Source organism: Solibacillus sp. FSL R5-0449 (genome assembly GCF_037975215.1).
Taxonomy (GTDB): Bacteria; Bacillota; Bacilli; order Bacillales_A; family Planococcaceae; genus Solibacillus.
Window position 1 is genome coordinate 1,659,143 of the sequence record NZ_CP150239.1, and the last position, 13,504, is coordinate 1,672,646.

The 13,504-nt window shown below is 41.7% G+C and carries 9 protein-coding genes and 1 riboswitch; of the genes, 5 read left to right on the forward strand and 4 right to left on the reverse strand.

All coding sequences use genetic code 11. The features are described from left to right. Positions 1-117 precede the first annotated feature (117 nt). From MKY27_RS08090 to metA, 3 genes are all read left to right on the forward strand, one after another. The gene (locus tag MKY27_RS08090; protein WP_339199324.1) at positions 118-3,864 is read left to right on the forward strand and encodes an AAA domain-containing protein; all 3,747 of its coding nucleotides are present in this window, start codon (positions 118-120) and stop codon (positions 3,862-3,864) included. Positions 3,865-3,884: 20 nt separating this feature from the next. Further along, the gene (locus MKY27_RS08095) at positions 3,885-4,637 is read left to right on the forward strand and encodes a nucleoside-diphosphate sugar epimerase (protein ID WP_339199327.1); all 753 of its coding nucleotides are present in this window, start codon (positions 3,885-3,887) and stop codon (positions 4,635-4,637) included. Positions 4,638-4,700: 63 nt separating this feature from the next. After that, a riboswitch (SAM riboswitch) is annotated at positions 4,701-4,808 on the forward strand. A gap of 154 nt (positions 4,809-4,962) precedes the next feature. After that, on the forward strand, positions 4,963-5,904 hold the full coding sequence (gene metA / locus MKY27_RS08100) for a homoserine O-succinyltransferase (protein ID WP_339176412.1): 942 nt from the start codon (positions 4,963-4,965) through the stop codon (positions 5,902-5,904). A gap of 51 nt (positions 5,905-5,955) precedes the next feature. On the opposite strand, the gene MKY27_RS08105 is transcribed toward metA, so the two are convergent. From MKY27_RS08105 to plsY, 4 genes are all read right to left on the reverse strand, one after another. After that, entirely contained in the window at positions 5,956-6,726 is a 771-nt protein-coding gene (locus MKY27_RS08105; protein ID WP_339199329.1) for an ABC transporter ATP-binding protein, read from the reverse strand. Between the two features lie 127 nt (positions 6,727-6,853). Continuing rightward, positions 6,854-7,486 carry a YitT family protein gene (locus MKY27_RS08110; protein WP_339176414.1) on the reverse strand — a complete coding sequence of 211 codons (633 nt, stop codon included), beginning with the start codon at positions 7,484-7,486 and terminating at the stop codon, positions 6,854-6,856. Positions 7,487-7,625: 139 nt separating this feature from the next. Then, positions 7,626-7,916, reverse strand: a complete 291-nt coding sequence (locus tag MKY27_RS08115; RefSeq protein WP_339199331.1) for a HesB/YadR/YfhF family protein — start codon at positions 7,914-7,916, stop codon at positions 7,626-7,628. Positions 7,917-8,027: 111 nt separating this feature from the next. Further along, the gene (gene plsY / locus MKY27_RS08120) at positions 8,028-8,630 is read right to left on the reverse strand and encodes a glycerol-3-phosphate 1-O-acyltransferase PlsY (protein ID WP_339199333.1); all 603 of its coding nucleotides are present in this window, start codon (positions 8,628-8,630) and stop codon (positions 8,028-8,030) included. Between the two features lie 302 nt (positions 8,631-8,932). Here plsY and parE point away from each other — a divergent pair, with 302 nt between their 5' ends. Both parE and parC read left to right on the forward strand, forming a co-directional pair. Continuing rightward, positions 8,933-10,906 (forward strand): DNA topoisomerase IV subunit B, encoded by a 1,974-nt coding sequence (gene parE, locus MKY27_RS08125; RefSeq protein WP_339176417.1) that lies wholly within the window; start codon positions 8,933-8,935, stop codon positions 10,904-10,906. Beyond that, complete coding sequence (gene parC / locus MKY27_RS08130) at positions 10,906-13,335, forward strand: DNA topoisomerase IV subunit A (protein ID WP_339199335.1); 2,430 nt, start codon at positions 10,906-10,908, stop codon at positions 13,333-13,335. The genes parE and parC overlap by 1 nt, the downstream gene beginning before the upstream one ends. The last annotated feature ends 169 nt before the right edge of the window (positions 13,336-13,504 follow it).

Sequence of the window (13,504 nt, forward strand, 5' to 3'; positions counted from 1 at the left end):
CATGTCCTGTTAAATTAATAACAGGGCATTTTTTCTTTAATGAACAGAGGAATATTGTTATAATCATATACGACCAAACGGAACTGTATATAAAAAAACTATGAGGGAGGTGTGTTCATGGCACCAAAAACAATCGCAAATATTCAAACCCGCTGTCATATTTTATTGACGAATACGGCACGCGAAGCGATGAAGGAGCATGTTCCAGATGAACACGCCTTTTTTAATTTACAGCAATATTTCATTGTCGCGCTTGAAAAAGTATCGGTCGATGCAGAACAAACGCATTTGAGCATCTTTTTTGATAATGATAAAAACGTAAAACTAAAAAATAAATTTGACGAACGCGTCGTCATTATGGACTGTGTATTTGACCGGAAAAACGGACTAGTGGCGAAAAGCTTTCGAACACGCGGCAAAGGGACACCGGTTGTCACAAATCGCCGCGCGACAATGAAAATCCACTTCGTCGCTTCCCGTATTAGTGGCCATACATACCAGGAACCGTTTCTAAAAGCCATCGATGAACTGCCGATTGCACAGGAACGCTTTGATTATGTCAATAAACGGATCAGCAGCTGGGAAGGCTATTTAAAAGTGTTAAACAAAAATGCGGACATTGAAGATATTCATGCCCGTTTTTCAAGTGTCACATTTGATGCAGACTTTTCTCATATGACCGTGCGTATTAACAACCTCGATAAAAAGCAGTGGAAACAGCTGGAGGGCCTTAGTGCGCGTTTGCGCGGCTATGTCCAGGAAATCGGGGATGTGGCAAAAATCCGCCGCAACGAAAATACTGTTGAAATTGCCTTAAAACCGTATTACAGCAATTTGGCGCGGAGAAATGAGCTTCAGTTCCAATCGGAAGACATCGAATTTTCCAATGCCGCGACGAAATCACAGCTAAAACGCTTATTAAAAGGGTTTGAACGGTTAAAAGAAGGATTGGCTGCAAATGCGAATCTCGAAACAATTTTATTCGAAGATAAACCGGTTATTGCCGAGCGCAAAAAAACGGTTCCTCTCGATTTTCATAACCGGCTGAATCAGTACCAGCAGCAGGCAGTCGAAGGGGCAATGAGCTCTGAAGATCTGTATGTTATTCAAGGTCCGCCGGGTACCGGTAAAACGACGGTAATTTCGGAAATTTGCTATCAAAATGCAAAAGCGGGTCTGAAAACGCTTGTTGCTTCCCAATCGAACTTAGCGGTCGACAATGCATTAAGCCGGCTTTTATCGAACAAAGATATCCGGATTTTGCGTTACGGCCGTACGGAAAGCATTGAAGAAGAAGGGAAGAAGTTCATCGAGGAAAATGTTGCGTCGTATTGGCAGGAGCAGACGTTTGAAGCAATCGGCCATGAAATTTCGCTGCATGAGAAAAAAGAACAGCTTTTAAATGATGAAATCAATGTAGCGCAAAATGAGATTGATGCGCTTAAACAAAAACAAAAAGAGCTGGAACTTCAAATTGAACAAAAAGAAGCGGCAAAGGCAGAATTGCATGTTCTGGCCGAAAAGATTCTGGCATTAAAAAAAGAATTGACCGAATGCAAAAAAGAACTGGAAGACAATGAACGCAAATTGGAGAAACTGCAGGCGACAGGAAGCACAGTAGCCGAGACCGTCGCTAATTTCGAACAGCAAGTAAAAGACGGATTGTCAGTCGAACAACTGACAGAACAAGCGCAACAGTTGAAAGAAGCGCGAGAAAACTACCAGCAGCAACTTACGCAAAGTCATTATAAGGCACAGCTTGATCAATTCCAGCAGCGTTTTGCTGCAGTTAAGACGAAAATCGAAAAGGCCAATGAGACGTCACAGTATGATCTGCTCGTCGATAAAATTGCTTCGTTGAAAAAAGTGTACGAAATAGAGGAGTTCATGAGTGAATACAATATTCGCCGGAACTATGCGATGGACCGCTTACTTACAGCACTTGATCGAATTCAGCCGCAAATGGAGCAGTATAAGCCGATCAAAGATGTGAAAGAACGTCTGGAAAAGGCGTTGCACTACAGTGAAACGGTGTTAGGAATCCATGTAACACCGGATAGGCTGGATATGGGGCATCATTATACACTTGAAGAGATTCAGGAGTTTTTGACAAAGCTGAGTATCGCTTTTAGGGACCGCCGCGTAAATGCTCAAAACGGCACCCGCTCCATTCAGGGAATTCATTTGCGCATGCAATACATCGAGCAGCTGAACAATAAATATATGGATGCGATCCGTGAAACCGTACTTATTTTCGAAAAGCTGAAAGAGGAAATTATCCTACAGTTCAAAGAGCAAAATGATGTGAAGGCACAGCATCTTCAGCAGCTGGAGGAAGAGGCAACAACGATTAAATCCCAAATGGATACAATCAACGAAAAAATCGATCCGTCGATAACGCTGAATCATACAACAGATGAGCTGGAAGAACTGCTCGCAACAAATGAACTGGATCAGATGAAAACCGAAACACAGCGCCAAAACCGTGAAAAAGTGGAGCTTCAACTGAACAAAAAAGCGGAAGAGCTGGTAGTTTTAAATGAACAGATTGCCCTTGGTACTGAGACGGTTGAACAGTTAACAGTGCGCTTTAAAGGGATCAACAGCGAAGGCGTACAGCTTGAAAAACGCCGCACAGAACTTGAACAGCTGACAAAACTGAACCCTGAGCAGGCAATCATTGAAGTAAACGAAAAAATTACACTTTTTACAGAAAAGATCGAAACGCTAGAAGTGAAAATTAGTTTGCTCCCGGTAACAGCAGAACTTCAAAACGAATGGCATGGTTTATTGAAAAATGCCAATGCCCATGACTTGGACGAAATCCGCAAATTGTACGTGAAACATGCCAATGTAATCGGCACAACATGTGTTGCCTCGGCGAATAAAGAGTTTATGGACAACTACCCGACGTTTGATGTCGTCATTATTGATGAAGTTTCAAAAGCAACACCACCGGAACTGTTACTGCCGATGTTAAAAGGCGCAAAAATTATTTTAGTTGGGGACCATCACCAGCTGCCGCCGCTTGTAGGCGATGCGACATTTGAAGAAACATTGGAGCAAGTTGTGAAGGAAAGTACAACATTTGAAGAAAAACGGGAGCTTGAAAAATTACTCGAAGAATCACTATTTGAGCGTTTATATAACAATTTGCCGTCGCAAAACAAAACGATGCTTGCCCTTCAGTATCGTATGCATAAAAATATTATGTCAACTATTACACCGTTTTATGAAAATGAATCCGAACAGCTGCAATGTGGGTTAGAGGATTCGGATGCTGTACGAGATCATTTCCTTGAAACATCCAAAATTACACGAAACCATCATTTGCTATGGCTCGATATACCGAATGCCAAACCGTATTTTGAAGAGCGGATGAAAGAAGGCTCGAGTTTATTCAATTTAGCTGAGCTGGAACAGATTAAACAGCAGCTGCTCGAATTAAATGCCGCAACGGAGCAGGCAAAGGCACAAGGTCTGATTCCACAAGACGCATTAAAATCGGTTGGCGTTATTTCATTCTACGCGGAGCAGGTAAAGCGCATTAATCGTTTGATCGAGCAGGAGATCAGTGTACCGCATTTACACATCCGTACTGGATCGGTCGATAAATTCCAGGGGATGGAGATGGATGTCATTATTGTCAGCATGGTGCGGAATCATGACAATGAGCGCGGAGAAATTGGCTTTGCGAAAGATTACCGACGTCTCAATGTTGCCTTATCCCGCGCCCGGGAACTGCTCATTATGGTCGGCAGTACCGAAATGTTTACGAAGCGTCCAAAGAGCGCGAAAACAAGGGATATGTATGCCCATGTCTTAACGACCGTAAAAGAACAGGACGGCTATTTTGCTGTGTAGAAACAGGGGGATTGGATTGAATGGATTTACAAGGAACAGTTTTACAGCTGCAGAAAGAACTCAGCCAAAACCCATCCATTGAAATTAAAAAGCAAATGCAATATGCCATTCCGATTCATACATTGGAAGTGAAATATCATCCCGTGATGCGCAATGCCATGGATATTTTAATGAAGATGATGCTCATTTCCTTTGAAAAGGCAAAACTGAAAAATGTGGAGCTCTTAGCCGAAATTTTATTGGTGGAACCGTTATTTATTCATGATTTGACGAATAAAATGTTACGACTCGGCATGATAGTGAAAGAACAGGAATTTGCGCTTACTGCTAAAGGGAAAGCACAGCTGGAATCGGGCATTTTTGAAGAGGAACTAGAAGAAACAAGTTACTTCATTCAATACAGTCCGATTCATGAACGGCCATTGGAGGGGGACCTGGAAGAATTCGCGGATTTGGAAGAGTTTCCGGAGCCTTTCCCGACAATGGATACAGAAGAAATTGAAGCGATTGAAGAAACATTGCTCGTTGATTTCATTCAACAGCAGCTTTCCGAACAACCGGTGGCGGAAGACGAAGTTCCGCACTATATAACGAGTGTTGTGTCGACGGAATCAATCCAGATTAATGATATACCGGTCCTATGTTTTTTATTGTTCGATCAAAAGGAAAACAGACATTTTGTACGTGTATACAATACGTTGACACGTGTATGGGATGAGCGGCTGGAAACCATCTTATTCAATATAGAAAAAGAACAGCTTCAGGATGAGTAAAATAATATTTTTTGAATTATTGCAAAACTATAAAGTACATGATACACTAATGACAATTTAATAGTCTTATCAAGAGAAGCGGAGGGACTTGGCCTTATGATGCTTCAGCAACCTCTAGTGTTACTAGAAAGGTGCTACTTCCAGCAAGGTGTTGACCTTGGCAGATAAGAACGGGTAAAAGCCCCTCTCAATTCTGTTTTGCTGGAGTGAGAGGGGCTTTTTATGTTGTTCTGGAACGGTTCGTTTCGCTCGTAAAACAATGCAATGCCTGAACACGACTGATTATTAAAAGTATTTTGAAATAGTTTATGAGGGGGAAAGTGAAATGCCGATTAATATTCCGAAACATTTACCGGCGGGTGAGCTGCTTAGAAAAGAGAAGATTTTCGTCATGGAGGAGGACCGTGCGAAAACGCAGCAAATTCGACCGCTAAATATTTTAGTGTTTAATTTAATGCCTGAAAAAGAGAAAACCGAGCTGCAGTTGCTACGCTTGCTCGGGAATACACCATTACAGGTAGATGTCACATTTTTAAATACAGCTACATACGAATCAAAAAATGTTTCCAAATCGCATTTAGATACATTTTACCGAACATTTGACCAAGTGAAGCACCGTCGTTTTGATGGTCTTATTATTACGGGTGCGCCAGTAGAGAAAATGGATTTTGAAGATGTCGGCTACTGGAACGAAATTACGCATGTGATGGACTGGGCAAATGAACATGTTACTTCAATCATGTATATATGTTGGGGTGCACAGGCTGCCCTGTACCACCATTTTGGCATTGGTAAATTCGAATTGCCGAAGAAATGCTCCGGTGTATATTCCCATGTGATTACGGATTTAACAGTAGATCTAGTACGTGGATTCAGTGACGAGTATGTTGCACCGCATTCACGCCATACATCGGTTTCGATTGATGAAGTACGAGCACATCCCGACTTGCGTTTACTCAGCTATTCGGATGATGCAGGGGTGTTTATCGTTCAATCGAAAAACAATAAACATATTATGATTACAGGGCATCTGGAATATGATGCAACGACATTATCGGATGAGTATTTCCGCGATATCGAGAAAGATCCGGACAATACGGATATTCCGGTCAACTATTTTCCGAATAACGATCCGCTGCAGGCACCGAAAAATGTTTGGCGTGCCCATTCGCATCTATTGTTCTACAACTGGCTGAACTACTACGTATACCAAGAAACACCGTACGAATGGCATTATGTTGATGAGAATATTGAATATCATATTTAGTGTGTATAAAATGAAACAAACCAGCAAGAGGTGGACTCCTGCTGGTTCGTTTTATTTAATCGCGACCCAGGCACGTTCGCGTTCGATTTGCAAACTGATTTCACGCCCGAAGAAATCGCTTAATAATTCATCTGTTAAAACCGTTTCCCGTGCATTGGCTTCGATATTTTTTCCGTCTTTCATTAAAAGCACATGGCTAAAGCAAGGCAGAATTTCCTCTACATGGTGAGTCACATAGATGAGGGTAGGGCCGTTTTCAGCTTGTGCAATCTGTTCAATCGTCTGCAGTAAGTTTTCCCGTTCGATTAAGTCCAGCCCGCCACACGGTTCATCCAATATGAGAATTTCGGGATCTGCCATAATGGCCCTTGCGATTTGAACACGCTGCCGTTCACCTTGTGACAAATGCTCGAATGATTTATTTGCTAAATGGTCACAGTGAAAATGCTTCATAATGGAAACCGCATGATCAATTTCTTCATCTGTCACTTCATCGAATAGTCGAAGGGCACCGAATTTTCCGCTGAGCACGATTTCAATCGCATTATCCTGCCAGTTGAAATTATCGATCATCGCGTTGCTTACCCAGCCGATCCGCGTCCGCATCTTCGGTATATAGGTCTTGCCATATGTTTCGCCCAATACTTGGACGCTTCCTTCATTTGGCCATATATAGCCGTTAATGACTTTCAACAACGTCGTTTTACCTGAGCCGTTCAACCCTAAAATGGCCCAATGCTGTCCCTTTTGGACATGCCAGCTTAAATCGTTTAAAATCTTTTTGTCATTGCGATATAAATGGATATTTTCAATATGTATCATTTTAAAAACACCTCCACTTATTACTATGCACTTTTTTCCATTGTTACGAAAGTATTTTTTTGAAAATTGTAACAATTCAAATGTAAAAAAAGAAAGCAAACGCATAATGCTTGCTCTCTACCTATTTTTATATAACGACACTTTCTACACCTGCTGCGCGGTGGAACAGCTTTCCGTTCCATTTGAGCGCCCATTGTACGACAGGCCCTAAGCCGAACGCCATAAATACCGTACCGACTCCGACTGGTCCGCCCAATATAAAACCTATTATAGCAACCGTTACTTCCATTGTTGTACGTGCACGGTTGACACTCCAGCCAAGACGGTGAACCAACAACAGCATTAACGTGTCACGAGGCCCTACACCAAGGTTAGCCACCATATACATGCCGCAGCCGAAGCCCAGCAGGATAACGCCAACAACAAATGCCAATGTTTGTTCAAACAGTGTATTCGCATCCGGTAATACAATCATAAATATATCAATAAAAATACCTGTCAGGAACATGTCCAAATACGTTCCGACTTTCGGCAATCTTTTCGTGAAAAACGTATCAACAGCCAGAATGAGCAAGCCTAAAATGATAGACCATGTACCGACCGTTAAGCCCAAGTTTTTTTGTAGTCCGATATGAAGGACATCCCATGACCCAACGCCAAGTATTTGTCCTTTGATCGTTAATGTCACGCCTAATGATAAAACAATGATGCCTGCAATAAAAAATACGCAGCGCCAATAAAATTCCTGTTTCGCTTTCACATATAATCCCTCATCAATCTTCGATATAATCCTTACTCATTATAACGATTGAATCGGCAAAAACGGATTTACTAAAATTTCGAAACATTTGAACTTTTCGACGGCGAATTGTTCGTATTAGAGAGCGATAAAAAGGTGTTTATTTTTCATAGGAATAAGTTAATTCATCGGATGAATCGGCGACATCTACAACTAAATGATGTTCGTTGAAAAACCACTCATCGGACTTTTCAATATAAAAATGAATATCTTCCACAACGGTTTCAATGCCTATTTCATGCGGCTGCTCCCGCGTCATCCCTAACGAAAACCCTTCATGAAAAGGTGAAGAACCTCCATACCTTGCATAAAAACGAATGAAATCGCCTTTTTCTACTTCCATTTCCTGTTTAAACCAAGTAAGTGCTTTTTCTGATAGTCTGATTTCCATATATTTCACCTCTACTGTCATTATGCAGGAAATAAAAAAAACTTACAAAGCTCGCGTTCTGAAATTTTGACTACAAAAAAAGACTGAAAGGAAACCCCTTCAGTCAATTAGTTAAAATCCTTTAATTTTCGGTTCAGTACCGGCTTTAATCCGTTTAATATTTTCACGGTGACGGTAAAAAATGAAGCCAGCCAATACGACAACTAAAATGAATAACGCATATTCACCCGTTATCATCCAATGACCGATGACATAAATCACCGCTGCAGCGGACACAATCATAGATGATAAGCTGACCATTTTTGTTAGTTTTAAAGCGATGACAAATACAATGATTAAAATTATAAATAACGGTAAATTATAGCCTAAAATAACGCCACCGCTCGTAGCAACCGCCTTTCCTCCACGGAAACTGGCGAAAATCGGGAACATATGGCCCGCAGCTGCGATGACACCCAAGATTAAAGGATGGACCGTGCTGTCTGCGAAAAACGGCAATAACGGAAGCAATACCGCAGCCGTCCCTTTTAATATATCAATTAGCAATACGGCGATGCCCGACTTTTTGCCCAATACTCGAAATGTATTGGTCGTGCCTAAATTGCCGCTGCCCTGTTGTCGAATATCCGTTTTGTAAAAAATTTTGCCAATCCATAAAGCTGATGGAATGGAACCGATTAAATAAGCACAAATAATAATTAACGCGTTGATCAAGTGTTGTGCTCCTTTCGAATTCAGAATTATCAGTTGGTACTAATAGTATGTATTGAATATTTTACAATGTTTTTTAATAGAAGGAAAGAGGTATTATTTTTTCGCCTATGTAAAAAACAGGGAAAAAGTTACATTTTATTGTTTGCTGCTAAAGGATATGCTTTTAAACGTTCGTTATTGGTGATACAATTAATCTTTGCAAAGCCTAAATCAGTACCTTTAAACATTGACATCATGCATATTTGAGCGTACGATTAGGTAGTAAATAGAACGGTTGTTTGTATTTTTGGAGGGGATTACATTTGGTAAAAAACCAAACCGGTATTTCGTATAATGAAGATGCCATTCAAGTATTAGAAGGTTTAGAAGCCGTACGCAAAAGACCAGGGATGTATATTGGTTCTACAGATAGTCGAGGTCTTCACCACTTAGTGTATGAAATTGTAGACAATGCAGTGGATGAAGCGCTTGCTGGATTTGGACATCATATCATCGTGAAGATTCATGAAGATAACAGTATTAGCGTGCGTGACCATGGTCGTGGTATGCCAACAGGTATGCATAAAATGGGCAAACCAACCCCGGAAATTATTTTCACCGTCCTTCATGCAGGCGGAAAGTTTGGACAAGGCGGCTATAAAACAAGTGGTGGTTTACATGGTGTAGGTTCATCCGTTGTAAATGCCTTATCAACATTTTTGGAAGTAACGATTTATCGTGACGGCCAAATTTACCGCCAGCGTTTTGAACAAGGCGGGAAGCCGGCTACATCGCTTGATATGATCGGGAAAACGAAGGAAACAGGAACACTTGTACATTTCCTGCCGGATCCATCGATTTTTTCTGTCGTTAAATATAATTATGATACTTTGGCAGAGCGCTTACGCGAATCTGCGTTTTTATTAAAAGGTTTAAAAATCGAACTGATCGATGAGCGCGGAGAAGGGAAGCATGAAATTTTCCATTATGAAAGCGGTATTGAGGCGTTCGTTACATACTTGAACGAAGAAAAAGATGTATTGCATCCAGTCAAATATGTAGAAGGCATCATTCAGGAAATTGAAGTGGAGTTCGCGCTGCAATTTAACGACGGCTATTCCGAAACAATTTTGTCATTCGTTAACAATGTCCGTACACGTGATGGCGGTACGCATGAAACAGGTGCTAAAACAGCTTTGACACGTGTGTTCAATGAATACGCACGCAAAATCGGACTGCTGAAAGAAAAAGATAAAAACCTGGAAGGCACGGATATCCGTGAAGGCCTGACAGCAATTGTTTCTGTCCGTATTCCTGAAAATCTGCTGCAATTTGAAGGGCAGACAAAAGGGAAGCTTGGTACATCCGAAGCACGCTCTGCCGTTGATACCGTTGTTTCAGAACAGTTAATGTATGTCCTAGAAGAAAACGCCGAGCTATCGGCTTCTTTAGTGCGAAAAGCCATTCGTGCCCAACAAGTGCGTGAAGCTGCACGTAAAGCACGTGATGATGCCCGTAACGGGAAAAAGAAAAAATCAAGTACGCTTCTGTCCGGTAAGCTGACACCTGCACAGTCGAAAAATGCTTCGAGAAATGAATTGTACCTAGTAGAGGGTGACTCTGCTGGCGGTTCGGCAAAACAAGGCCGTGACCGTACATTCCAGGCGATTTTGCCATTGCGCGGTAAAGTCATCAATACCGAAAAGGCTAAGCTGCAGGACATTATGAAAAACGAAGAAATCGCGACGATCATCCATACGATCGGTGCCGGTGTCGGAGCTGATTTCTCAGTGGAGGATGCCGCTTACGATAAAGTTGTCATCATGACCGATGCCGATACAGATGGTGCCCATATTCAAGTACTATTGCTGACATTCTTCTACCGGTATATGCGCCCGCTTATCGAAGCAGGGAAAGTGTATATCGCGTTACCGCCTCTTTATAAAGTTTCAAAAGGTTCGGGTAAAAAGCAGGAGCTGATCTATGCCTGGACTGAACAGGAGCTGAGTGCCGCAACGAAGAAAATCGGCAAAGGCTATATTATTCAGCGCTATAAAGGGTTAGGCGAGATGAATGCCGACCAGCTTTGGGATACAACGATGAATCCGGAAACACGTACATTAATCCGTGTGAAAATTGAAGATGGAGCACGTGCAGAACGTCGTATTACAACATTGATGGGCGATAAAGTAGAGCCCCGTCGTAAATGGATTGAATCAAACGTCAACTTCGGCATGGAAGAGGATGCAAGCATTTTAGAAAATGAATTCATCCAGCATGAGGAGGTTAACGAATAATGAGTTTTGTAGAAAAATTTCAAGATTTGCCATTAGAAGAAGTAATGGGTGACCGTTTTGGTCGCTATTCCAAATATATTATTCAAGACCGTGCATTACCGGATACACGTGACGGGCTAAAACCTGTACAACGTCGTATATTATATGCGATGTTCCATGAAGGTAATACTTTTGACAAGCCGTTCCGTAAATCGGCAAAAACTGTCGGTAATGTAATCGGTAACTACCATCCGCACGGTGACAGCTCGGTATATGATGCGATGGTCCGTATGAGTCAGGACTGGAAAAGCCGTCATATGCTGATCGAAATGCACGGTAACAACGGTTCTGTCGATGGGGACCCGCCAGCAGCAATGCGTTACACGGAAGCACGTCTTTCGGCGATTGCCTCAGAATTGTTACGTGATATTAATAAAAATACAGTTGAATTCGTTCCGAACTTCGATGATCAGGATATGGAACCGACTGTATTGCCATCTCGCTTCCCAAATCTATTAGTTAACGGCGCAACAGGGATTTCGGCTGGTTATGCGACGGATATTCCGCCACATAACCTGCAGGAAGCACTTGATGCGGTTTTAATGCGTCTGGACAACAAAAACTGTACAGTCGATGAACTGATGACCGTTATTAAAGGGCCCGATTTTCCAACGGGCGGGATTATTCAAGGGATTGACGGCATTAAAAAAGCGTACGAAACTGGAAAAGGGAAAATCATTGTCCGTTCACGTACTGAAATTGAGCAGTTAAAAGGCAATAAAGAACAGATTATTATTTCCGAAATCCCGTTTGAAGTAAATAAGGCCAACATGATCCGTAAAATGGACGAGCTCCGTGTAAATGACCGACGTTTAGACGGCATTTCCGAAATTCGTGATGAATCGGACCGTGACGGTTTACGAATTGTTGTCGAACTGAAAAAAGACGTGCCGGCACAAGGGATTTTAAATTTCCTATTAAAATCAACGGATTTGCAAGTTTCATATAACTTCAATATGATTGCGATTCATAACCGTCGTCCAATGATGATGACATTGCCGCTCATGTTGGATGCGTACATTGATCACCAGAAGGAAATTGTGCGACGCAGATCCCAATATGACTTAACAAAAGCAGAAGATCGCTTACATATCGTTGAAGGTCTTATGAAAGCCTTATCCATTTTGGATGAAGTAATTGAAACAATCCGTGCATCGAAGGATAAACGCGATGCGAAAAATAACATTATGGAGAAATTCGGCTTTACGGAAGAACAGGCAGAAGCAATCGTCAGCCTTCAGCTTTACCGTTTAACAAATACCGATATTACCCAGCTTCAAAAAGAGCAGGATGAGCTCCAACAGCTTGTTGTGAAATTGAAAGCCATTTTAGAGGACGAAAAGAAATTGATCCGTGTTATTAAATCGGAATTGAACGATATTAAAAAACGTTTCTCATCACCTCGTCTTTCAACAATTGAAGCAGAAATCGAAGAGATTAAAGTAACGCGTGATGTATTGGTACCAAGTGAAGAAGTTGTTGTAACTGTGACTAAAGACGGCTATGTAAAACGGACAAGTCTCCGTTCACACAATGCATCCAACGGCAAGGACTTTGCGATGAAAGATTCCGATTACTTGCTGTATGAAGCCCACTTGAATACGCAGCATCACTTACTGCTGTTCACGAGCAAAGGGCATTATATTTACCAGCCGGTTCATGAATTGCCGGATATTCGCTGGAAAGATCTCGGACAGCATATTTCGAGTATTGTCCCGATCGACTCAAACGAGGAAATCATCGAAGTCATCGGAATTGATACGTTCGAGAAACCGGATCTGTATGTATTTACCGCTACAAGAGAAGGTCAAATTAAGCGTTCGGCACTTGCTGATTATATTGTTACGCGTTATTCGAAACCGATTAAGACAATGAATTTAAAAGGCGATGACGAAATGATTTTTGCGCGTCTCGTTACGGATAAAGAAGAAGTATTGCTTTCGACAAACACAAGCTATACAATTCGATTCCCTATGGAAGATCTTCCGGTAACAGGAGTAAAAACAGCTGGCGTTAAAGGAATCATTGTTAAAGAGGGCGAGTATCTTGCGGCGGTGGCTATCTTAAATCCGGAGCAGGAACAAGAACTCGTTATCGTTACACAGCGCGGTGCCGTTAAGCGTATGCTGTTATCCGAACTTGAACTTGGCAACCGTGCAAAACGCGGTGTCGTTATTTTAAAAGAGTTAAAATCGAACCCGCACCGTATTTACACAATTTTAGTTGTGAACTTTAGAAATACATTTACAATCGAGACTGAAAAAGGCATACAGGAAACGATCTCAGTAACATCCTTAACGAGAGCAGACCGCTATTCAAACGGATCACTACGAATTGATATAGATGGCGATGGGGCAATCTGCCGCGCCTATGTTGAAAAGACAGAGTAAGGATTCATGTATATTAGCCGAAAACAAAACATATGATAAAAGTAATTCATTGACATGAAAGGCATACTTTCATACAATGAAGTTAGTAAGATTCATGCGTGATGGATCTACAGTAGTACAAAGCGGTTGGGTGGCCCCCAATCGCTTTTTTATTTGCTCATTATTGGTG

Coding starts and splice junctions, on each gene's coding strand:
- MKY27_RS08095 (WP_339199327.1), top strand. CDS start 3,885: ATGGATTTACAAGGAACAGTTTTACAGCTGCAGAAAGAACTCAGCCAA.
- MKY27_RS08090 (WP_339199324.1), top strand. CDS start 118: ATGGCACCAAAAACAATCGCAAATATTCAAACCCGCTGTCATATTTTA.
- MKY27_RS08105 (WP_339199329.1), bottom strand. CDS start 6,726: ATGATACATATTGAAAATATCCATTTATATCGCAATGACAAAAAGATT.
- MKY27_RS08115 (WP_339199331.1), bottom strand. CDS start 7,916: ATGGAAATCAGACTATCAGAAAAAGCACTTACTTGGTTTAAACAGGAA.
- parC (WP_339199335.1), top strand. CDS start 10,906: ATGAGTTTTGTAGAAAAATTTCAAGATTTGCCATTAGAAGAAGTAATG.
- metA (WP_339176412.1), top strand. CDS start 4,963: ATGCCGATTAATATTCCGAAACATTTACCGGCGGGTGAGCTGCTTAGA.